Genomic DNA, 22,848 nt, shown 5'->3' with positions numbered 1-22,848 from the left:
TTAAACAGCCCCTCCCCCCAACGCAGCGTACAGATTAATCCTGTTGCCGAGTTCGCTCAGCTTAAGGGTTATCAATATTTGCTGTTGTTGGTAAAGGGCTCTGTGCGCATCCAGTACACTAAGGTAATTATCAATACCAATGGTGTAGCGTTTGTTTGATAGCCGATAAGTCTCACTGGCCGCCGCCACCAAAGACTGTTGGGCCGAAACCTGCTGATTTATGGTGCCTCTGACAGCCAAGGCGTCTGCCACCTCCTTAAATGCGGTCTGAATCGCCTTTTCATACTGGGTCAGGACGATTTTCTGCTGAGCCTTACTGACTCGCAGCGCCGCCCAGGTTCGGGCATCAAAGATCGGCATGGAGATTGTAGGAACAAAACTCCAGTTTCCGTTGCGCGAGGCAAACAGGTCCGACAGTTCTCCGCTTGCCGTACCCACGGTTGAAGTCAGGGAGATGCGAGGGAAAAAGGCAGCCCTGGCAGCGCCTATGTAGGCATTGGCCCCTTTCAGGTGGTGTTCCGCCGCGATAATGTCGGGGCGGTTCAGCAATACCTCCGATGGAAGCCGGGGCGACAGCGCCTTGGGCGTGCTGATACTGTCCAGGCCGCTGGGCAAAAGGTCTTCCGGCACAGTGGTTCCGGCCAACAGATTAAGCGCATTTAAGTCCTGGGCCACAAGCTGGGTGTAGCGGGGGACATCCCTTCTGGCTGATTCAACCTGGGTCTTGGCCCGGCTGAGATCTATCTTGGTGGCAAAACCGTTTTTATGGCTCTTTTTGATCAGATCATATGAGGCCTGCTGGGCCCTGAGGGTTGACTGGGCCAGCTTCAAATTGTCCCGGTCCGCAGCCAGGGAAAAATAGGCTTTGGAAATCCCCGCAATCAAAAGCGCGTGGGCGCTGCGCCTGGCTTCTTCCGTGGCCAAATATTCTTCCAGGGCTTGATCCGCTAGGCTGGTCAACCGGCCGAAAAAGTCTATCTCCCAGGCCATAACGCCAAAATCAACGCTGTACTTCTTCACATTGCGGGGCTTGCCCGGCTCCGTCAGATCAAAGGCCTTGCGCTGCTCTGCACCTGAACCGGTCACACTCAAGCTCGGCAACCGCTCGGTCTGCTGAATGCCGTACATGGCCCGGGCCTTCTCCACATTAAGAGCGGCCAGCCTTAAGTCACGGTTGTTTGCCAAGGCCATTTCAATGACCTTATGCATCTTTTGATCGGTGATAAAATCCTGCCACTTCAGGGCATGGGCCGCGGGAATGGCTGCGTTGGCTTTTTCGCTTTTATAAGCCTCTCCCTTGGGCCACTGCCCGGGCACCGGTGAATCAGGCCTGGTGTATTCCGGGGCCAGGGAGCAGCCGCTTGCAAACACGAAAACCCCCAATAATAAAATTATAACTTTTTTAGGCATGTGACTGCTCTCCTGGGGCATCACTGTTCACGGCTTTGGCCGTCACCCTTTTCCTGTGGGTTCCCAACAGCTTATAGATAACTACATAGAAAAGCGGTGCAAAGATTGTCACCAGCACGGTGGAGGTGATCATGCCGCCGAGCACGCCTGTACCAATGGCTTTTTGCGCACCCGCGCCTGCGCCGCTGGCCATGGCCAAGGGAAGCACACCAAAACCAAAGGCTAATGAAGTCATCACAATAGGCCTTAGGCGCAGTTTTGCCGCCTCCAGGGTGGATTCGATCAATCCATGCCCCGCATCCACCTTGTCCTTGGCAAACTGGACAATCAGAATGGCGTTTTTAGTGGTCAGTCCCACTGTAGTAAGCAGGGCGATCTGGAAATAAATATCATTGGGCAGGCCCCGCAATGAGGAGGCGATAACGCCGCCGATTACGCCCAGAGGCAGGGTAAGCAAGATCGAAATCGGGATGGGCCAGCTCTCATAAAGCGCTGCCAGGCAAAGAAAAATTACGAACAAAGAAAATGCGTAAAGCAGAGGCGCCTGGGACCCGGCCATACGCTCCTGATAAGAGAGCCCGGACCAGTCAAAACCAAGGCCCTTGGGCAGCTTGGCGGCGATCTCTTCCATGGCCCGCATGGCATCACCAGAGCTTCTTCCAGGAGCAGGCTCACCCAATATATTTACAGAGGGGAATGCGTTATAACGCTCAAGCTTGGGCGAAGCGGAGGTCCAGCTTCCCGAGGCAAAGGAAGAGAAAGGAACCATATTACCCTGAGTATTGCGCACATACAGTTTTTTCAAATCCTTGGGCAACATGCGATAGGGCGCGTCAAGCTGAGCATAGACTCTTTTCACTCGGCCGCCTTGAATAAAATCGTTGACATAGGAGGAGCCAAAGGCCGAGGCAATGGTGCTGTGGATAGAGGTTATGGGAACCCCTAGGGCTCCCGCCCGGTTCCAGTCTACGTCAACTATAAATTCCGACACATCTTCCATGCCGTTGGGCCGGACCTTGGTGAGCCTGGGATCCTGGGCCGCCATGCCGAGAACCATATTTCTGGCCTGCATCAGCTTGGCATGTCCCACTCCACCTCTGTCCTGCAATTGGAAGTCAAAGCCCGAGGCGTTACCCAACTCCACCACCGCGGGCGGAGGGAAGGCATAGACCATGGCTTCCTTGATCTGGGAAAAAGCTATCGAGGCCCGCTGGGCCACGGCCCAGACCTTCAGGTCCGGCCGCTGGCGCAATTTCCAATCCCGTAGTTTTACAAAGCCCAACCCCATATTCTGGCCCTGGCCGCCAAAGCTGGTGCCGCAGACGGTCATAAAGGATTCAACTGCTTCCTTTTCCTGGTTCAGCCAATAATGGCGAATCTTTGCCATCACCTCTTTGGTCTGTTCCAGGGAGGAGTTGGCAGGCAGCATGATTTGGACCATCATGACTCCCTGGTCCTCGTTGGGGAGATAGGCGGTGGGCATTCTGTAGAACAAAACCCCCATGAGAGCCACAATCAGGCCGAAAATAAACACATAGCGTATTTTTCTGGCCAGGACCCTGCCGACCAGGCGGACGTATATATCCCTCATTTTGGTGAAGGAATGATCAAACCACCTGAAAAACGGCCTCAAAAAGGGTATGGCGTTGTCAGCCGGTTCATGTCCCGCTTCAACCTGTTTTAAGAGCGAGGCGCAAAGCACAGGCGTAAGCACCAGGGCCACTAGGACTGAAAGAAGCATGGAAGCCGCAATGGTGAGTGAAAACTGGCGGTATATAACTCCGGTTGAACCGGGGAAAAAGGCCATGGGTGTAAACACGGCCGCCAGCACCAGGCCGATGCCGATCAACGCGCTGGTGATCTGGTCCATGGATTTGGCCGTGGCCTTCATGGGGGAAAGCCCCTCTTCGGCCATGATCCTTTCCACGTTCTCGACCACAACAATGGCGTCATCCACCAGAAGCCCGATAGCCAACACCATGGCGAACATGGTGAGCATGTTGATGGAAAAACCAAAAAGCCCCAGAATGGCGAAGGTGCCCAAAAGCACCACCGGCACGGCAATGGTGGGAATCAGGGTGGCCCGGAAGCTGCCCATGAACAGGTACATGATGATAAAGACCAAAAGGACCGCTTCGAACAGGGTCTTGACCACCTCGTCTATAGCCACCTTAGTAAAGGGCGTGGTGTCATAGGGATAAATAACCTTCACGCCTGCCGGGAAGAAGTGGCTCATCTCCTCCATCTTCTGTTTAACAGCATTGGCCGTATCCAGGGCGTTGGCCCCTGCGGCCTGACGGATGGCCAGGGCTGCGGAAGGCAGGCCGTTATAGGTGCCTTCAACGTCATAACGCTCGGTGCCCAGTTCGGTTCTGCCGACATCCTTGACGCGAACCACCGAGCCGTCCTGATTAGTGCGGATGGGGATATCGGCGAATTCCTCGGGTGTCTGCAAAAGGTGCTGCACAACGATGGAAGCGTTTAAACGCTGGCCCTTTACCGCGGGCGCCCCGCCGAACTGACCGGCCGAAATCTCCACGTTATAGGCCCTGAGCGCCCCGATGACGTCTTCCATGGTGAGCTGGTATTTGGTTAATTTGTCCGGGTTAACCCAGACCCGCATGGCGTACTGGGAGCCAAAGCACTCGACCTCACCAACTCCGGGAACCCTGGAAAGAATCTTCTCCAGCCTGGATGCGGCATAGTCGCGCAGGTCATCGCCTCCGAGCCTGCCGTCTTCAGAGATCAAACCCACAATGAGAAGATAGTTTTTGGTGGATTTACTGACCTTGACGCCCTGGCGTTGAACCACGTCGGGCAGGCTGGCCATGGCCAGTTGCAATTTATTCTGCACCTTGGACCAGGCCATATCCGGGTCGGTCCCCGGTGCAAAGGTCAGTTCAATCCTGGATGCGCCGGAAGAAGAACTGCTTCCCGAAAGATAAAGCATCTCCGCCAGGCCGGTCATTTTCTGCTCAATGATCTGGGTCACCGTGTTTTCCACGGTCTCTGCCGATGCCCCGGGATAAAACGACTCAATGGCAATCGACGGCGGTGCGATAGCCGGATACTGGGAGATGGGCAGGTTATAAATCTCCAGGCCGCCCGCCGCCATTAAAACAATGGCGATCACCCAGGCAAACACAGGTCGCTTCAGAAAAAACTTGGACAGCATTATGGGCCTCCCTTATCCGGCGTGGCCCGCAGCGGGTTTGGCTGGGTCGGTCTTTTTGTCGTCTGCCTTTTTCCAAGGAGTCGCCTTTACCATAGCGCCGGGGCGAAGCATCTTAAGCCCCTCTACGATTAAACGGTCTCCGGTTTTCAGGCCTGAATCCACCAGCCATTTATTTTTAATGGCCCGGTTCAGCTTGAGCATGGACATCTTGACCTTGCCCTTTTCGTCAACCGTAAGAGCATAGGGTTCTCCCCGCTGGCCCCGCATAACCCCTTGTTGGGGAACCAAAAAGGCATGTTCATCAATGCCTTCCATGACGGTTGCGGTGACAAACATCCCGGGCAAAAGAAGGCCCTTGGGATTGGGAAAAACAATACGCAACAACACCGAGCCAGTGCTGGGATCAACCGTTATGTCGCTGAATTGCAGAGTTCCGGTCTGCGGATAGGGGGTGCCGTCCTCAAGGGTGAGGCTCACCTTTCTCTGGTTGACGCCACTTTGGTTGAGTCCGCACCTCTTAAGACGCAACAGTTCGGTGGTAGACTGGGGGACATCCACATATATGGGATCAATCTGCTGAATGGTGGCCAGGGGCAGGGCCTGATAGGCCGTTACCACAGCGCCCTCGGTCACTTTTGACCTGCCGATGCGACCGGAAATCGGCGCGGTCACCTTGCAGTAACCCAAATTGATCCGTGCGGTCTCAAGGGCCGCCTCAGCCTGGCCAATAGCGGCTTCGGCCGCGGCAACGGCGTCCTTGCCGTTCTGCACCCGTGCCTCAGCCGCGCGCAGGGAGGCCTCTGCCGCCTTGGCTTTGGTCACCGCCTCGTCAAGCTGTATGGCAGAGACAATACGGTCTTTGTAAGAATCTTCGTAGCGCTTCCGGCTTTTCTGGGCCAGCTCCAGGTTCACCTTGAGCCGGGCCACGTCGGCCAGGCAGGCCTTAAGGGCGGATTTAGCCCCGTCAGTGCCTTTAAGCGCCGCCACGTGATTGGCTTTGGCATTATCCAAGGCAGCCTGAAACGGCGCTGAATCTATCTGATAAAGCACCTGGCCGGCTTTAACTTCAGAGCCTTCGGTGAAAAGCCGCTTTTTAATCAAGCCGCTTACCTGGGGCCTGATCTCGGCAATTCGGTGGGACTCGGTCCTGCCCGGCAAATTGGTGGTAAGTGCAACTTTGCTGGGACTTACCGTCACATAGGATACCTGCGGCAGCCTGCGAGTAGCTGTTGCTTGTGAGTTTTTGTCGCAGCCGGTAATTAAACTACCGGCAAGTAACAGAAAAACGCAAAGCATTATTGTGGACGGCAGGCGTCTGGGGAAAAATTGTCTTAGGACTTGCATGGGTGATCTCCGGTTGACAAGATCAAACGATTATTTTAAAACTCCATTTAAGATAAATGGAATTTACGACCCCCATGAAACTATGTCAAACATTTATTTAAATTATTTGTTTCATACTATTGTTTTAGTTTGAAATCATTGGAGTTTTTAGTGGCGAAACGTCAAGACGGCAAAGAAACCAAGCTGAGGGTGCTTAACGCGGCTTGTGATGAATTCTCCCAAAAGGGATTCCGGGATGCAACGGTGGCTGATATTTGCAAACAGGCCGGGGCCAACATGGCATCGGTGAACTATTACTTCGGCGACAAGGCCAGCCTTTATGTAGAAACCTGGAGACATATTTACTACGACTTCAAAGAATCGGTTCTCAGTGTTCTGGAAAGTGGCACGGCCGAGGAAAAACTCAGACGCTACATACGGTTCTTGATTGAAAACTATACCGCCAGGGATGATGTTAAAAAGTTCAGCCGTCTGTATTTGATGGAACTTTTAAACCCCACAGGCTTGATCGATGACATCTGGGATGAAATCGTCGATCCGAGCAGAGAAAAACTGCACGGCATTGTCCGCGGGCTGATGGACACTGAAGTTGACGAAATAAAGCTGGTGCTCTGCGAGTTGAGCATCATCAACCAGTGCCGGGTCTTGTCAACCGTCCAGGAGACCGACCTGGAACGCTTTTTAAAACGCCCTTTTGACGATGACATGATCCAGCAGATGATTGACCATATTATAGAATTCTCCCTGGCTGGCATAAGGGCCATTGGAGGGAAAAAGGATTGACAGTGCTGACGCCCTTTTAGCCGGACAGCTAATTTGGAGCCAAGTAAAACCTTTTTACTTTTTCTTTAAATTCACCTGCCGACTTAAGCCCTGTGCCCATTTCTGATTAAGTGGCTAAAATCCCGGCTGATCCAAAAACCGGTTCGGTTTGACGATCAGCGGGGATTGTTTCCGGCACCCGGTGTTTCAGGCGAAAAAGCTCTCAAATCCCCCTATTTCACGGGTAATATCCTTAACAGACCGCACATCGCCAAAAAACAGCCTGATATTTAAAAGCGAAACCTCATGCAGAACATTGTCAAAGGCCGTGGTGGCATCCGACAATACAATCACCTGATATCCCCTTTGCATGGCGTCGCGCGCAGTGGATTCCACACATACATTGGTGGCGGCTCCGCCGAAGATAAGCTGTTTTCGGTTCAGGCCGGAAAGCAGAGTCTCCAAACGGGACGAACCCGGAGCAAAGGCGCTATAGCGGTTTTTTTCCGCCACAAAATCCAATTCGGGATCAAGATGCATCTCAGGGTGGATCTTGGCCGCCTCTCCTTGATTGAACATGCCCGGCTCAATTGGCTGGTTGTGAAAAAAACCGTAAAGGCCTTCATCATCCCAACCGCCTCTTCTACTGAAACATTGCCTGAGCCATATCACCGGGATGCCCCTGGCATGGCAGAAATCGGCCATTTCATTTACCGAAAGCATCACCCTTGCGATGCCGGGCAGGCACCGGCCGGAGTCTTTTTGGCAAACAAAATTCTGCATATCCACGGCCACAAAAACCGCATCTCTTTCATTGACTGAAAACAGATTTTCCTTACGGCCTATGCCTTTTAGGTAATCTTCGGCTTTGGCTGCCAGCTGTTTAAGCTCACTTTCCCGGCAGGTCATTTTCCAACTCCCCTAATTTTGCTTTCAGCCCTGTCTGAACTTGGTGTAAACCCGGCATTCCTTAATGGTGTTGTCCTGAGCAAAGGTGTAGACATCAACGCAAGGCACCTCCACCACTCTACCCTTGGCATAGGGCTTCCCCATATAAGTTCCGTCTGCGATAAATTTCAGTTTTATTAAAACCTGCAGATAGGCCATGCCCTTGCCAAAGACTATATTCTCCGGACTGCCCAGGGTTTCCCTTATAGAGGAATGATCTTTTTGCCAGTAATCCATTATGGCCCCAATGCCCTGCATGCGTCTTTCCGAGGCATCCCAAACACAATCATCGTGAAGATATGAAACCGTGGCCTCCCAGTCCTGCCTGCTGAAGGCCCGGAAAAAATCCCTAAAGTCCTGTGCCGTGCGTATGGCTCTCTTAGACATGGGACACTCCCTTGTGCAAAGGAATCAAAAAACGTATTAATTTTTTTTCTTTTTCCAGGCTCCACATTCTTTCAATAAACCGGTGGCAGTTATCCGCCGGTATCAGCTTTGAGAGATAAGCGCCCGCCTTGGCGCTTATCTCTTCATCGCTCAAGGGGTCGGCCGGGTCGCCTTTGGGTTGTTTGCGAAAAACACTTAAGGGAGGACCGTCTTCATAGTCCAAGGTAATCTTGCAGGGCGCTTTAGTGGGATAGGCGGCTGTCATCTTTGCATCAGCGGTGAGGATCACCTTATCCATCAAGGCCGTCATTCTTTGGTCTTTGGCAAAGGAACCTGAAAAGGAATCATAATCAACCCCTCCCCGGATAAGCCCTGCCAATAGGCAATAGGGCAAGGAATGGGTTCTGCCTGCCCGGGTTGCGGGTTTGAAAGCACTATCTCCCCCGGCTTCCAGCAAAGCCTTTTCATAGGTCTCGATCCTGATGCTTTTTATCTTCCGCCAGTCGCGTTTTGAAAACTCGGGCGAGAGCAAAACCGCCGCATCAATGACGGTCTGACAAAAAACCAAAGCTTGCCAGGATTTAAAGACAATCCTGCCCAGATCAGGCGGTTTACTCATAAAATCAGGAGCATGAGGCAAAAAGCGGTTCCAACCTGCCCGGCCCCGGTAGATATCCACCGGTCCCTGAAACCCGGCCTTTGCCAGTAAAGCGGCCTCAACTCCCCGCATGGCGCAAGAGGCATAAGTGCAATGCTTCCAATCGGTAACCCGGCCCAGGCCGGTCTGATCCGGATTAAGGCCCATGGCCCCTGCTATCCTCTGGCACTGGACCAGGCCGGATTCATCCAGGCCTTGTAAAAGGCCCGCAAGCAAGGCGGTGTAAAAAGAGGCTGTGGCGTCGTGGTCATAGCCTCCTGCTTCAGGGTTGTAATAGTCGGAAAAAGCACAGGAAAGCACATAGACCGTATGCAAGGCGCGGAAAACTTCCTTTCCGGAGAGATTTTTGGACTCCGCCAGGGTGAGGACAAAAGAAACATTGTCCGAAGGGTGATTTCCGCCCATGCGGTCAGGGGAAAGATAAGTATTCACCAGGTCGCTGCGACGCCCTAAAATGGTATTTAAAAATACAGCTTGCAGCAATTGGGCCCGCTCTCCCACCCCCCAAACCGTGACCCCGTTGGGGTCTGGAGCCAGGGCCTGATAACGCTTCATCTTTCGAATCATCGGAAAGTCCAAAAGGGAGGCGCATATTCCGGCAAAAGAATCAATCAGGTTGCGCTTGAGCAGATGCAATACCTTTGGTGGAAGATCCTGATTCCAGAGATCAATTGCCGCATGGGCAATCTGTTTTTCCAACATCTCGGATTCTCCAGCGCCGGATAAATGGACCGCCAAGTGCAGACTTGTTTTTAAAACTTAAAAAAATAAAGAAATGATCCCAGTTAGTTGCATATTAAAACCTATTTACTCCACCGGTCAACACTAGAGAATTTTTCGCTCCATAAACACCTTTTCGTGATTCAAACAGCCTTGGAGGCTTTTAATTTTCTCAAACCAAAACAGCCCGGACGGGAAAAACCTTCCCGGCCGGGCTGTTCAATTTGCAGCTAAAAGGCCCTTCTAGGGCTTTATCGATATAGACGGGTGCATACCCAGCAAATCTCCGGCTGCGTAGGGTTGCAAGACATTGTAGGTGATTCTCTGGGACATCTGGGCGTGGCCCCTGGTTTCATCGGCACCGTCATAAAAAGCACCGTTGGCCTCCAGAATATGGTGTAAACGATGTTCAAAGGCGCTTACAAAGGAACCGCCCTTGCCCGTAAAACGCATGCCGCCTTTTTCCACCCCAAAATCAGCCTCGGCCAATTGCTCCAGGGAAATGCTGTTATGGTTCAGATCCTCTTTGTTTTGGATAAAGCCCCAAACCAGACTGCGGGCCGGGATTTCCAGGGGTTCGGTAAGGTCGATTATGGTATGGGGCATGATGATCGTCTCGGCCCCCACCACAAGCGGTGCCCCTTTAGCACCCCGAACCAGGGAATTGAAGCCGGTAAAAACCCTTGGCCCCAAATGAGCCTTGACAACCTTGCCTCCGTGAGCAGTGATATCCAACTCCTCCAGCCTGGAATCAATGATATAGCAGTTCTCCTGGGCATTGGCGCCCTTTTCGAGCCGCGCGTTTTCCAAAAAGGCCCTTTGCGCAACCAGCACATTGGAGCCTATGCGGCAGTCTCCCCTGACCACCGCGAACTCGGAAAGGTAACTGCCCTCCTGAACCGGCACGCCCCGCACCTCTGACGGGGCCTGATCCACTTGGCAGAGATCTGTTTTTACTGTGGAAAAAATTTTATGGATATGGGGTTTAAGGGCCTCCCTGAACTCCATTAAAAGGCCCTCGGGAGCCCGGCCCGGCTTATGGGATATATATTTCTTCAACACCTTTGGATCATGGCAAAAATTAAACTCAAAATCCGGTCCCTTAACCCAAATTCTGCCCGGTTCCACCCTTGCGTGGTCCAGCTCACCGGTCTGTACATAGGCGAATTCGCCGATAATGCTGTCATGCACAGTGGTTAAGTCTATGGTGCTGAAGGCCCCCAAAAAAGAACCTTCCACAGGGGCTCCGTGGATATTGGCGTAAGGCATGGCAACCGTATGCTCAATATGGAAAAGTTCCGGGTTCTCTATGTCATGGGAAAAATTATGGACCAAAGTCTTATTGAGAAAGCTTTCCTTAAGCCAAATCTGCTCATCTTCGGTTAAAGAAACCGAATGCCCGTCCTGCTCAAAGACCTGGCCTTTTAATTTAAGCTCATCTCCCCTTACATCACTTTTATGCACAATAGAGCCGTCCGCCCGGCAGTTGCCCAAAAAATAGCTTCCCGCCAAAGATGAATCCGTAAAATTGAAATTAAGGGGATGGTCAGTACTCAGGCCATAACTGGCATAAAGGCCTGGAAGTTTTTCAAAATCAATAAGCCCCTTAAGATAGGGGCTCACATCAAAAGAAAATTCACGCAGATTCAGGTTCACCCGTCCGCTGATGTGTTCTATTACCTCAAAAAGTCGGTGCATCCATTACTCCTTTGAATATCAGGCGATTAACTACCCACATCCAGTAGTGGTCCTGAAAAGGGCAAAGCCTGAAGCTCCGGTTTCATGCATCGGCTGAAACGCTTATGGCGTCTTTTTTGGTAACCCCAAATTAGCAGAGTATGATAATAAAAAAAAGAGGCAGGGAAGACTTTTCCTTGCCTCCCTGCCCTGTTGTAACGGTTTTTCAGTTTATTAGCGGCCGGTTATACGGTAATACTCGGTCAAGATGTTCTGGGCGTCCTTACCGGCCTTCTTGGCCCATTTGGCCCTGAGTTCCTCACCCACCTTGTTCAGCTGGGCCCGGAAGGCAGAGTCAACCTTAAGGACCTTCATGCCGTTGTCCGCCAGGGTCTTCACGGACTTGCGGTCCATTTCCCCGGCCAGTTCCCACATCTCGTTTTCCATGTCCTTGGCAATATCCAAAATCTTGGCCTGGGTCTTTTTATCCAGCTTGTTCCAGGCCTCCATGTTCACGTTGATCATGTTCACCGGGCCCACGATGTTTATGCGGGTGAAGTACTTGAGCACTTCCCAGGCCTTGGCGTCCACGCCGGAGACGCTGGAGGTGTACATGGAATCCAGAAGACCGGCTTTCATGGCGGGATAGACCTCGCTGAAGGGCATTTTACGGGCCGCGATGCCTGTGGCCTTGCCAAAGGCCAGGCCTGTACCGTCGTAGACCCTCATCTTGAGGCCTTTTAAGTCGTCTATGTTTTTGATGGCGCGCTGGGTGTAGATGCCCGAGAAGGGCCACACAGAGGTGTAAAGCGTAAACTGATTGAATTTTTTAAGCACCTTGGCATAGGCAGGCTTTGAAAGCACATATAAAAGGCGCTGCTCAAAGGCATTGGTGGAAATAAAGGGCTGGGCGGTAAGGGCCAAAAGCGGAGCATCGCCCTCCACCATCCCGGTGGGAACTTCGGCTATGGCCAATTGCCCCTCAGCCACGGCCCGCAAAAGTTCAGGCCCCTTGAAGCCCAAAGCGGAACCGGGATGAAGCACTATCTCCACCTCACCGCCGGTAGCCTCTTTCACCGCATCGGCAAAACGTTGGGCCCCCTGGGAATGGAAGTTTGTGGCAGGGTAATTGAGATGCATATCCCACTTGACCTTGGCCAGGGCCATGGTTGTCCCGCCAAGGAGCAAGGTTGCGGCAAGCAAAAATACCATGAAACGTTTCATCCCGTCCTCCTTGATGCCTAGATTAATTTGGTGATTTGGTCGGGTCTTTCAGCGCCTTTTTCTTGAAGAGTTAAAAAAGGCTTGAGAGAATATATCCGGGTTTGTTTCTTTCCCCCTGCCCGGCCTCTATTAGACCCATTGCTCTTACTATAACCGTTGGTTTAACGACTTTTACAATATTTAAGGCCCCAAGTCTACAGTTTTGACCATGCCCCACTTAACCCGGACCAATCATGGTTTTTTTCAGATTTTTATGCACCAGGCCTTTACAGAACAGGTTTTGGCCTTATATTAGGCGGCAACGGATGCACCAAGATCAGCCCAGCCTGATCCTGGTGCTTTTTCATTGTGAAAATGGAATTTATTACTTTTGTCAGTTTGGCTGGCTTTCAAAACAGCCAAACCGGGTAAAAAGGCAGAAGCCATGAATGTTCAAAAAATGGTTATGCTGAAAGAAACAGCCGGTCAAGTGGCCAACAACCTGGCCCTTATTGTCGGCGGCAGCTTTTTAATCGCCTTGGGCGCCAATGGAATCCTGGTTCCCTTGCACATGGGCTCGGGCGGTTTTGTGGGGCTCTCCATGGTGCTCCACTACCTTATGCCGTTTATTCCACTGAGCGTGGTTTACCTTATGGTAAACCTGCCGGTTTATTTTTTAGGCTACAAGGCAGTGGGCAAGCGTTTTATGCTCTATAGCCTTTTGGGCACCGCACTGTCCACAGCAGCCCTGCAATGGGTGCATATAATCATACCTGTGAAGGAGCCGGTTCCGGCGGCACTGTTGGCCGGCATCCTGATGGGCATGGGCGCGGGGCTCACCCTGCGTTCCCACGGTTCTTCCGGCGGCCTGGATATACTGTCGGTGGTGCTTTTGAAAAAATTCTCCGTACGTCTGGGCACTACCGCCCTGTTCTTTAATACGGGCATACTCATAGCCCTGATCATGACCATGACGCTCGAGACGGCGATCTACACGCTGATATACCTGTTTGTCTTCACCCATGTGCTTGACCTGGTGGTCTCCGGATTCAGCAGGCGCAAATCCATTATCATTATCTCCAAAAAATGGAGAGAGATATCCAAGGGTATAATCAGCGAAATCAACCGGGGAGCCACCCTTATCCCCGCCCAGGGGGGATACACCGGCGAAAGGGAAATGGTGCTCTATTCAGTGGTCGCAATTCAGGAGATCAGCCGCTTTAAAAGGCTGGTAAACCAAATAGATCCGAAGGCCTTTGTGGTTATCGGCAGCACCGACGAAGTAATGGGATGGCGCATAGGCAACCAGCCCCATTGGTAGGCAAATTTCAACGGGCCCGGCAAGTTCAAACGCCGGGCCTGTTGGTTTGGCGACCTTCCCTTTCCCTGCCCGGTTCCCTGCCCCAAATCGCGAAGACAAAGGTTCCCAAGACCCCAAAGCCAAAAGCGGTAAAGAAGTTCACCTCAGGTGAGATCATCCATAAAAACGCGCCGCCGAAAGCAGCCAGGGAAACCACAAAATCTCTGAACATATAATAGGTTCCAAAAGACAAGGCCTTTTTGCCTTGAGGGGCCAGATCCATTATCAGGGCTTTCCTGGCAGGCTCTCCGAATTCCTTTAACCCCCGCAGTACGAAACAGGCGGCCAAGGCCCCAAAAGAACGGCTGAAGTATAGCGCCAGGGGGAAAAGGCTGAAAAACACAAAAGTAATCACCACAAACGGCTTTTTACCGAACTTGTCCGCAAAATGGGCCACGGGCACATAAATAAACATGGCCGTGACCATCTCCAGGGCGCTTAACAGGCCGAAATCAAAAGCGCTGATCGGTGAAGCAATTATCCGCATGGCCCATATCACCACAAAGGCATAGGGAATCTGTTCGCAGAAACGAATCAATATGTCGGCCAGTAAAAGTCTTCTCAACTCAGGCGGTAAAAGGGAGAATCCCCTGCCTATTTTTAGGTCCGGGTTGTTTGACTGATTCTCTTTTTTTTCCGGTAAAAACCTTTGCTGCAATAAAAGCGCCACAAGGGCCATACAAAGGGCAAAGCCAAAGGCAAGGCGCACACCTGTCACCTCGCCCCACAGGCTTATACAAAGGCCCCCCAGAATCGGTCCCAGGGCCATGGGAATTCTTCGCACCAAGGAATGCATGGAAACTCCCATGGTGCGCTTATGGGCGGGCAAGACCCTGGCTATCAAACTCATGGAGGCAGGCAGGGAAATGGCGGACCAGGAAAGAAACAACACCGCACCTGCCAAAACCGCCTGCCAACGGGGTATGAGAATAACCAGGGCAAACCCGGCCATGGCCATGAGGTTGAATATCAGAAGGGCCTTTTTGGCCCCCAGGCGGGTGGAGAGGTATCCGCCGGGAAAAGCGTAAAAAGCCGAAAGAAAATTATCCAGGCCATTTAAGAGCCCGATCGAAAGGACTCCTCCCCCTAAGGCGGTGAGATAAATCGGTAAAAACCTCTCGGCCATGCGCTCGCCCAGGCCCACCAGGATCACCATGCCCAGGAGCCCTGCCAGTTGACGGTTCAACCCCAAAAAAGATAAAAATTTATTGGCGGATAATTTCATGATTTACTTAGATTTTTCATCTTTTTGTCTGAAAAGTGAAATTTTCTTGCAACCAAGGTTCCACTTCATTCTACTACTCATAATAGAAAAACAAATCAAGCAAGTTAAGTCTGGGCTAGAGAAAAGAGACGTTTAAATGAAACAAAGCCCCACAACAGATGATTCGGTTTTTCATGAACTTAAAAGCGAAGTTGATCACTTGGACACCAAATATGTCACAACCGGCCTTTCCATGGCCGGGGTGGTGGCTGAAATGTTTTCTTACAAACCAGGCTGGTACAAGGGACTCTACATAGCCAGGGGATGGCTGGCCCGCATTTTGGGGCTGGAACACAGCCCTGACAACAACGCCCGCATAACCGAGGACCAGGTCCCCGAAAAACCCGGCCAGGTGTTTGAGTCCCTGGGCGAAAACTGGAAGGCCCACAAAATCGAACCTGGCCGCTTTTGGTCCATGGCCCACGAGGCGGAGCATCTGACAGCCTGGGTGTTTGTGCAAAAATGCAATAAAAACAGCGGGGTAAATGAATATGCGGTGAGCACCCTGGTTAAATATAAAAACCCGGTAGGCCGGTTTTATTTCAACCTGATAAAGCCCTTTCATCACTTGATTGTAAAAACGGCTTTACGGTATATAGAAAAGAGTACACTATAATCCAGATGGTTAATTAAGTATTTCGTCCGGACCTCAAAGTCTTGGCCAGGGATTTGATCCCGATGACAAGGGTTTTTCTTCTCCCCTTAGAGCCTCTTGCCAAAAAGCCAACACCCAGAGACGAGAGGTCCGGACTTGTTTTTTTTAAAGGTGTTGCCCGCCGGTTTCGATGTTTTTTCCTTTTCAAACAAAACGCCGTCAAATCTTCGTGTCCTCAGCCGAGTTGTTTTTTGCGCTGACTGTGATTAAGGACTATGATTTGATCAGTCCCGGCTGTTTAATGAGCCCTGAAAAAACGCTGTCGGGGCCTTAAATACGTTTTTAAACCTTAAGAGCCCTTAAGCCTGCCCGCAGGCTCATGGCTCATGTTAATCGAGATTGCAATGACAGCACATTTTTCTCCAGGTCTTGTTCCGCCGGAAAACCTTCCCGAGGCCGGTTTATGGTTTATCCTGAAAAAAGACAAGCTCTTGATCGCAGAAGGCCAAGACGCCAAACCCATCCTGCCCAGGCTATCCAGCCCCGGGGAACTGAATATCGAGCCCACGGTTTGCCACTATATGGGAACGTTTCAGGGGACTCCCTGCTTTGCCGCCAACGCGGCTCAGGATAGTGAACCGCCCGAAGGTTGGGTTTTCAAGGGATTACGCAGCCTGACTCTCAGTCTGGGGGTTGAGATGACTATCCTGGCCGGCACTGCCCGTCAGCTGCTGGATTGGGATTTGAGAAACCGCTATTGCGGGGCTTGCGGTACAGCCATGAAAATCAAAACCACGGAAAGGGCCAAGGAATGCCCTAATTGCGGACAGGTGCGCTATCCCCGCATCTCTCCGGCGGTGATCATGGCGGTTACCAAGGGCGATAAAATCCTTTTGGGCAGGTCTCCGCGTTTTCCCAAGACCATGTACAGTGTCCTGGCCGGGTTCGTTGAGATGGGCGAAACCCTGGAGCAAACCGTGGCCAGGGAAATCAAGGAAGAAGTGGATCTGGAAGTGACTAATATCCGCTATTTCGGCTCACAGCCCTGGCCTTTTCCGGATTCACTTATGATCGGCTTCACCGCTGAATATAAAAGCGGTGAGATCAAACCGGACCCAGAGGAGATAGCCGACGCAGGCTGGTATGGGGTGGAGGAGCTTCCCCATATCCCCACTGCGGAGACAATTGCCCGGCGGCTTATTGACGATTTTGTGGCCAAGGTTGGTAACAGCGGGAAATAGCAGCTAATTCCTTTGTAGAAAGACCAAGCACCCGGTTTTTTAAGCCGGGTGCTTTTATATTTTTATGCATACTCCTTGCAGGGTAAAAAGCTCTGGTTCGGAAAATTAAGAATTCTAGCGCAAACACACTGATTCTACTTAAAAATATTAGACTAATACTACCGGGCTATCCCCTTTTGCCATCATTCGGTTTTTAGCCTTCCCCTTTCCTCCATATTCTCCTTCCAATAATTTATCACTAGAAAACAAGTAGTTGCAACTCAGGTGAACCAAACCGGTCATTGTTTGTTTTTTAAAGGATTGGCAATTTCTTTCCCTAAATGGTAAATCTTTCCCATAAATTTCTTTTTTTGGGAACATACTCCCAATTACAGTAAATAAGACACAAGTGTTCATTAGATCTGGTTAAGGTCCAGTCCTCATTTGGGAAGGAGCTCAAGATGCTTGGATTTCTTATAGGGACGCTAGTCACGTGTTGTGTCGGCTGGTTGATAATTAAGAAATATCAACCACATACAGTATTACTCTTGGCCGGTTTGCTACTGCTGGTTCTGACTATCTTCATTTCACCGGAGACCAGCATTTTATTCAAAAAAGCAAAATCCACGGGATGGATCGGCTTTGATGTTTTTGATTATGTCAGGCATTCCCTTGCCTACCGGGCTGCAGGACTTGGCATGATAATCATGGCGGCAGGTGGTTTTGCAAAATATATGGACCATATAGGGGCCACAAATTCCATGGTCTCCATCTGCATCAAACCTTTGCAGGTTTTCCGCTCTCCTTATCTGGTATTGGCCTTGGGTTACGCTGTGGGCCAGATTTTAAATATCTTCATACCCAGCGCCGCGGGCCTGGCCATGTTGCTTTTGGTCACTTTCTATCCCACCCTGGTGAAGCTGGGAGTAAGCAAAAAAGCCGCCGCCGCGATGATCGGTACAACTGCCGTCCTGGATCTGGGTCCTGCCAGCGGGGCTACAAACCTGGCGGCCAAAACAGCGGGGCTTGACGTTGCGGTTTACTTTGCCTCTTACCAGGTGCCTGTTGCAATTTTGACTATAATCACAATCTCTGTTCTCACCTATATAACTGCCCGTCATTTTGATAAAAAGGAAGGACATACACCGCAAGTCCCTGAATCGCGGCAAAGCGGGGCAAAAAACAAGGACCTGAAGACGCCGCCGGCCATCTATGCTCTTCTCCCTGTTCTGCCCCTAACCCTGATCCTTATTTTCAGCAAACTGATGATAAGTTCCGTAAAGTTGAACGTGGTTACAGCCATGATCATCGGAATGCTTGTGGGTATGTTGTTTGAGCTGGTCCGCACCAGGGATGCGCAAAGAGTCTTTAAAGGATTGCTGGCCTTTTTTGACGGCATGGGGCATATGTTCGCCAGAATCGTATCCCTCATTGTCTGTGCTGAAACCTTTGCCGCCGGATTAAAGACAATCGGCGCGGTTAATTTCCTTACAACCACGGCTCAGAACGCCGGGTTTGAACTTGTCATGATGACCCTTATCATGTGCCTCATTGTTTCCGTGGTCGCCATCCTCACCGGCTCTGGAAACGCGGCCTTTTTTTCTTTCGGGCATCTGGCTCCGGATATGGCCTCCAAATTCGGGGCCGAAACAGTCTCCATATTGCTGCCCATGCAGCTCACCGCAGGTCTGGCCCGCTCCATGTCTCCGGTGGCCGGAGTCATAATTGCGGTGAGCGACGCAGGTGACTGCACTCCCTTTGACATTATCAAACGCACCGCCATTCCCGTGGCAGGCGGAATACTGGTAGCTGTTCTGCAGAGCGTGATTTTCGCTTAAGGCATATCAACAGCGGATTCAGGCAATCTGCCTTTGATAAAGCCTAAGCTGATTAGCTGGTGCACTTAAGGACATAAACGATATTTCCGCATAGTATTTTTAAAGTTCTTCAGGAGGTGTAAATTGCCGAGCCTAAGGTCACTTAAAACCGTTTTACTTATGGCAACGGCCATTTTAGCCCTATCTTTTTATTTCGTGCAAGCGGTGGATGCAGCCAATAAAGGCCCACTTAAAACGGAAATGGAAAAGATAAAAACCGATCATGAATCACTCTTGGAATCCATCGACGATATTCTTTGGTTTAACAAATTAAGTGATATTGCTTATGTGGATAAAATCTGGCAATATTCTTCTCCTGTTAAAGCCAAGGGAAACGTACTTAAGTTTCACTCCCATGTTTTTATTCCCAAACAACGTAAACCCGGAAAAATCCCTCTTATCGTCTTTGCCCATGGGGGGATGAACGGAGCATTTCAAACAAAATACGCGCACATAATCCGGGAGCTGATAACCCAGGGTTATGCGGTAATAGCCCCTGACTATCGCGGAAGCCGCGGTTTTGGAGCTAAGCTGAAAAAGGCCTTGGATAAGGGCGGCAAAGAGCTGGATGATATCCATATGGCCAGAAACTTCATGCTGGACACCTTCTCTTTTATAGACAAACAAAGAGTAGGAATAATGGGCTGGAGCTTTGGAGGTTATGCCGCAGCCATGAGCCCCATGATCCATCCGGATGATTACCAGGAGGCCTTTAGCGGAAACCCGGTCAGCAACCTGGCTTTTCGCATGTCTTACAAAAACAAAAAAGTACAGGTCTGTTTTTGAGAAAAAGATTATAGGAAAAACCGTGGAACAGGATCCTGAGGCATATAAAAACCGCTCACCGGTTGGTCATGTGAATAAACTTAAAATTCCGCTTTTGATTCACACCACAGACTCTGACAAGGTCGTGAAGGTTGAAGAAATAAAGACTCTGGTGGAGGCCCTTAAGAAAGCCAAGAAAGACGTAACCTTCAAGATCTATGACCAAGCTCCCGGTGACCACAGCTTTGAACGCATGCACACAAATTTGGCCAGGAAAGCCAGGGTTGAGGTTTATCAATTCCTGGCCAAAATCTTAAAACCTGAAAACCCTTTTGAAGATTCCCAGGAACTGGTTGCTTCCTGGATAAGAAAATAAAATTTTAACTTAAAGGTTTTAAAAGGGCACTTTGGCAGCAAGGCATTCAGTAAAAATACTTACCTAGTTTTTTAAGTTACCCCCAACTTGATTTTTAGTTTTACTGTTCAAAGTGGCCTATGTTTTTAAAAAGTATATTTCATTTTAAATTTGAGGCAAAAAATCTTTTTTCCAATTCAAAAATGAATTAATATGTGCGGAGTTATTTCTTTTATGTCCCTTAAAAAGCAAAAAAATATGAATAACAGCCTATTTGCGCCAATACAACAAAATCAGCTTGTCCTGGAGGTTGAAGCCGCATTTTCCAGGGCTCAGGCCAAACATGGAATTATTCCCCAATGGGCGGCCAGGGAAATAACCGCAAAAGCCCAGATCCGCTTTACTCCCGAGGAAGATTTAGCCCAAGAATTCAGCCTGGTTCAGCATCGAATGGTCGCTCTTTTGAATGTCTGGAGCAAGTCCATGGAAAATGGTGCGGAAGAATATATGCATTTCGGCACCACCACAGTTGACATTTACGACACGGTAAAGGTTCTGCAGTTAAGGCAATCAACCCTTTTTGGGCTGGCGTCTTTGAGGACTCTGGAAGCAACTCTGATTGAGTTGGCTCAAAAACACCGGGATACACCAATGATCGGCAGGACCTTGGGTCAACACGCCTTGCCTATAACCTTTGGCAAGAAAGTCAGTTGCTGGTTGGGAAGCAACAGGCGGAACATTGAAAGATTAAAGGCGGTTCTTGAAAAGTTGGAGCATTCCGCCATTCTCAAGGGCGCGGTCGGCAGCTACCTTGGTCTGGGGGAAAAGGGAATAGAACTGGAAAAGGATTTTGCCCGGGAATTGGGTTTAAAAGAACCTTATCAAGACGACTGGCACGGTTCCAGGGATGTATTTGCCGAATACGCCATGGTGATGTCCCTTATCAGCAGGGCCCTGGGCCAGATCGGTAATGAAATTTTTCTTCTTCAAACAACAGATATCGCCGAAGTTATAGAAACCAAGAAAAAATCCGCCATCGGCAGCAGCTCGATGCCGCATAAAAACAACCCTCAAAAGTCGGATTCGCTTATTTTCCTTTCAAGAAAAATCCCACGCCTGGCCGAGATAGTCCTTGATGACATGGTCAACTATTTTGAGCGGGACGATACATCCAGGACAAACGAACTTTTGGAAGAAATGGACCTTCAAACCAGGAAGATGTTTTCCGAAGCACAAGAGCTTTTAGAAAACCTTAAAATCAACAACAAAAAAATGATCGAAAATCTTCAAAAGACCAAGGGATTAATTTTGTCGCAACGCATCACCTTGGCCCTGGCCGAACGGATCGGCAACAGGACCGCCAAGGAAGCCATGCACTTGGTTGTTAATGAAGCCCATAATAAAAATTGCACCCTGCGTGAAACTTTGGAAGAACACCCCGAGTTAATAAAGCACTTGACCGACAAAGAAATAGATGACCTTTTTAACCTTAAAACCTATACCGGTCTAGCGGCCCAACAGGTGGATGGGGTTATCGACTATGTTTCCCAAAAAAGGCTTTCAGATCCTGTTTTATAAAAGAAGTGCGATTACATTTTCAAACCATGTGATCAGGAGTTGGGTATAAACACATCCAACTCCTCAAACAATGATTCAAATACCGGGAACCTTTTCGAGACCTGGTCTTCAACCAGAAACACCATGGCCTCGATCAAGGTTTCAATAAGTAAAAAGGTTACCAGCCTGCTGTTGAACATGGCCGGTCCCTCTGATCTGACAATAAACCTGACATCGGAAAGTTTGGCAATGGGGCTTGTCTCCTGATCAGTGACCGTGACTATTTTACCCCGGCATTTTTTGAACCATTCCACAGTCTTCATGGTTGTACGGGAATATCGTTTATGAGAGATAGCCAAAAGGGCATCGTTTCTATTCACATCAACCATCTGATGGGCCAGGGTTGATATATCGCCATTCAGTAAAACCACATTTTTTCTTATATATTTTGAAAGCAAACAAAAATACCTGGCTATAGCCTGTGCCGATGCACCGCCGGCCACATAAACATTACCCTTTGCCAAGGCTAAATATCGAGCTGCCTGTTTGATATCTTTGTTTGAAATCCGGGATCTGGTTTCCTGCATATTTCTAATGGCATACTGAATATGCCGTCCTAAAATATCCTCTTTTCCGCTGGTTAACGCTTCCATACGTACATTATAACGTTCAATAGGAGACTCCAGGCGGCTGACTATTTCCTGTCTGACCTGCATACTGAAATCAGCAAAATCATCATAACCCAAACGATGAATAAAACGGCCGACCGTGGCATTACCCACAGATGAGCCCCTACTGATAGTGGTAATTGTCTCAAAGGCAAGCATGGAATATTGACGTTCGAAATAGTTTGAAATCTTAACTTCACTGGGAGTCATTTTATCCAGGCTTCTTATGCGTTCAAAAAGGCTCTTATCACTCATAAAACACCACTACTTCCAATTCATTTATGCCTTTTTTAAATTCCCCTTAACACGTCAAAATCCATGTAAAGACCAACTCAGGTTATGATATCCCAGCGCCTTGAAACAAGAAAGAAGATAATTATCTCTTTTTTTTAGCAAACCGTGCCGAAACGGATGGGTTTATCAGAAAATCAAGAGCTATGGGCAAGTAAAAAGTTTCTAACCAATGGCCGGAACAGGTCCGGGCAGGTCCAGATAGAGGGGTGTGAGCCCTCTTCAAAAACCTTCATGCGGGCGTTTGGCATGAGGTTTGTCATTTCTTTCAACTGCTCAAATGGATCGGCCAGGCAGGTATGATTTGTAAACAATACCGGGGCCTTGATTTGGGCCAGTTTATCTCCCATAATTTTGAGCCCGGCATCAGAAAACCCGGTTAAAAGCTTGTTGCCACGGGCCACCACCTGATCCCAGTCATGGCCGTGGGCCAGAATACCTACAACCTGGGATCCGGGTCCTTAGGTTGGGGCGTGGTGTGAAACCAGCGGCCAAAGAATTCAAGGTCTACAAGATGCGACGCGCCTCTGGCCGTGTTGCCGCGCAAGGGACCACGCCCTGCCTCGTGATAGTGCAGATTTGTCCCTTTAAAGAAAAATTCAGCCTTTTGGG

19 protein-coding genes are annotated in these 22,848 nt (G+C 50.0%); 8 read left to right on the top strand and 11 right to left on the bottom strand.

The window, feature by feature from the left end:
- Genes X474_RS20515 through X474_RS20505 form a run of 3 tightly spaced genes read right to left on the bottom strand, consistent with a single transcriptional unit; the run spans position 1 to position 5,929 of the window.
- Positions 1 to 1,410 carry an efflux transporter outer membrane subunit gene (locus X474_RS20515; RefSeq protein WP_044351642.1) on the bottom strand — a complete coding sequence of 470 codons (1,410 nt, stop codon included), beginning with the start codon at positions 1,408 to 1,410 and terminating at the stop codon, positions 1 to 3.
- Positions 1,403 to 4,585 carry an efflux RND transporter permease subunit gene (locus X474_RS20510; RefSeq protein WP_044351641.1) on the bottom strand — a complete coding sequence of 1,061 codons (3,183 nt, stop codon included), beginning with the start codon at positions 4,583 to 4,585 and terminating at the stop codon, positions 1,403 to 1,405. Before X474_RS20510 ends, X474_RS20515 begins: the two co-directional genes overlap by 8 nt.
- Before the next feature lie 12 nt (positions 4,586 to 4,597).
- On the bottom strand, positions 4,598 to 5,929 hold the full coding sequence (locus X474_RS20505; RefSeq protein WP_052515458.1) for an efflux RND transporter periplasmic adaptor subunit: 1,332 nt from the start codon (positions 5,927 to 5,929) through the stop codon (positions 4,598 to 4,600).
- Between the two features lie 150 nt (positions 5,930 to 6,079).
- Here X474_RS20505 and X474_RS20500 point away from each other — a divergent pair, with 150 nt between their 5' ends.
- Positions 6,080 to 6,712, top strand: a complete 633-nt coding sequence (locus tag X474_RS20500) for a TetR/AcrR family transcriptional regulator (RefSeq protein WP_044351640.1) — start codon at positions 6,080 to 6,082, stop codon at positions 6,710 to 6,712.
- A 186-nt stretch (positions 6,713 to 6,898) separates the two neighbouring features.
- Here the strand turns inward: X474_RS20500 and X474_RS20495 are convergent, their stop codons facing one another.
- From X474_RS20495 to X474_RS20475, 5 genes are all read right to left on the bottom strand, one after another.
- Positions 6,899 to 7,600 carry a cysteine hydrolase family protein gene (locus X474_RS20495; RefSeq protein WP_052515457.1) on the bottom strand — a complete coding sequence of 234 codons (702 nt, stop codon included), beginning with the start codon at positions 7,598 to 7,600 and terminating at the stop codon, positions 6,899 to 6,901.
- Positions 7,601 to 7,624: 24 nt separating this feature from the next.
- Positions 7,625 to 8,026, bottom strand: a complete 402-nt coding sequence (locus tag X474_RS20490) for a nuclear transport factor 2 family protein (RefSeq protein ID WP_044351639.1) — start codon at positions 8,024 to 8,026, stop codon at positions 7,625 to 7,627.
- Positions 8,019 to 9,386 carry an MmgE/PrpD family protein gene (locus tag X474_RS20485; protein WP_044351638.1) on the bottom strand — a complete coding sequence of 456 codons (1,368 nt, stop codon included), beginning with the start codon at positions 9,384 to 9,386 and terminating at the stop codon, positions 8,019 to 8,021. The genes X474_RS20490 and X474_RS20485 overlap by 8 nt, the downstream gene beginning before the upstream one ends.
- 261 nt (positions 9,387 to 9,647) lie before the next feature.
- Positions 9,648 to 11,102: a hypothetical protein gene (locus X474_RS20480; protein WP_044351637.1), complete on the bottom strand. Its 1,455-nt coding sequence runs from the start codon at positions 11,100 to 11,102 to the stop codon at positions 9,648 to 9,650.
- 213 nt (positions 11,103 to 11,315) lie between these two features.
- The gene (locus X474_RS20475; RefSeq protein ID WP_044351635.1) at positions 11,316 to 12,305 is read right to left on the bottom strand and encodes a TRAP transporter substrate-binding protein; all 990 of its coding nucleotides are present in this window, start codon (positions 12,303 to 12,305) and stop codon (positions 11,316 to 11,318) included.
- Between the two features lie 424 nt (positions 12,306 to 12,729).
- Here X474_RS20475 and X474_RS20470 point away from each other — a divergent pair, with 424 nt between their 5' ends.
- Positions 12,730 to 13,605, top strand: a complete 876-nt coding sequence (locus X474_RS20470; RefSeq protein WP_044351715.1) for a YitT family protein — start codon at positions 12,730 to 12,732, stop codon at positions 13,603 to 13,605.
- Positions 13,606 to 13,630: 25 nt separating this feature from the next.
- Here the strand turns inward: X474_RS20470 and X474_RS20465 are convergent, their stop codons facing one another.
- Positions 13,631 to 14,869: an MFS transporter gene (locus tag X474_RS20465; protein ID WP_044351633.1), complete on the bottom strand. Its 1,239-nt coding sequence runs from the start codon at positions 14,867 to 14,869 to the stop codon at positions 13,631 to 13,633.
- A gap of 136 nt (positions 14,870 to 15,005) precedes the next feature.
- On the opposite strand from X474_RS20465, the gene X474_RS20460 reads away from it, so the two are divergent.
- The 6 genes from X474_RS20460 to X474_RS20435 all read left to right on the top strand — a co-directional run bounded on the left by X474_RS20460 (position 15,006) and on the right by X474_RS20435 (position 21,298).
- Positions 15,006 to 15,524, top strand: a complete 519-nt coding sequence (locus tag X474_RS20460) for a DUF2867 domain-containing protein (RefSeq protein WP_044351631.1) — start codon at positions 15,006 to 15,008, stop codon at positions 15,522 to 15,524.
- 383 nt (positions 15,525 to 15,907) lie between these two features.
- A complete protein-coding gene (gene nudC / locus X474_RS20455) occupies positions 15,908 to 16,744 on the top strand; it encodes an NAD(+) diphosphatase (protein WP_044351713.1) in 837 nt (278 codons plus the stop codon).
- 440 nt (positions 16,745 to 17,184) lie between these two features.
- A complete protein-coding gene (dcuC, locus tag X474_RS20450) occupies positions 17,185 to 18,561 on the top strand; it encodes a C4-dicarboxylate transporter DcuC (protein ID WP_044351630.1) in 1,377 nt (458 codons plus the stop codon).
- A 123-nt stretch (positions 18,562 to 18,684) separates the two neighbouring features.
- Positions 18,685 to 19,386 carry an alpha/beta hydrolase family protein gene (locus X474_RS20445; RefSeq protein ID WP_052515454.1) on the top strand — a complete coding sequence of 234 codons (702 nt, stop codon included), beginning with the start codon at positions 18,685 to 18,687 and terminating at the stop codon, positions 19,384 to 19,386.
- Between the two features lie 22 nt (positions 19,387 to 19,408).
- Entirely contained in the window at positions 19,409 to 19,741 is a 333-nt protein-coding gene (locus X474_RS20440) for an alpha/beta hydrolase family protein (protein WP_052515453.1), read from the top strand.
- 237 nt (positions 19,742 to 19,978) lie between these two features.
- Entirely contained in the window at positions 19,979 to 21,298 is a 1,320-nt protein-coding gene (locus X474_RS20435) for a lyase family protein (RefSeq protein ID WP_197282212.1), read from the top strand.
- Positions 21,299 to 21,330: 32 nt separating this feature from the next.
- Here X474_RS20435 and X474_RS20430 read toward each other — a convergent pair whose 3' ends face one another.
- Positions 21,331 to 22,200: a MurR/RpiR family transcriptional regulator gene (locus tag X474_RS20430; protein WP_044351627.1), complete on the bottom strand. Its 870-nt coding sequence runs from the start codon at positions 22,198 to 22,200 to the stop codon at positions 21,331 to 21,333.
- A gap of 173 nt (positions 22,201 to 22,373) precedes the next feature.
- Entirely contained in the window at positions 22,374 to 22,586 is a 213-nt protein-coding gene (locus tag X474_RS20425) for an alpha/beta fold hydrolase (protein ID WP_156360862.1), read from the bottom strand.
- Positions 22,587 to 22,848: the final 262 nt, after the last annotated feature.

The sequence above is a fragment of the Dethiosulfatarculus sandiegensis genome (assembly GCF_000931935.2).
GTDB classification, from domain to species: domain Bacteria; phylum Desulfobacterota; class Desulfarculia; order Desulfarculales; family Desulfarculaceae; genus Dethiosulfatarculus; species Dethiosulfatarculus sandiegensis.
Note: the sequence above shows the minus strand (reverse complement) of the source record. Positions and strands in the feature narration are given on the sequence as shown.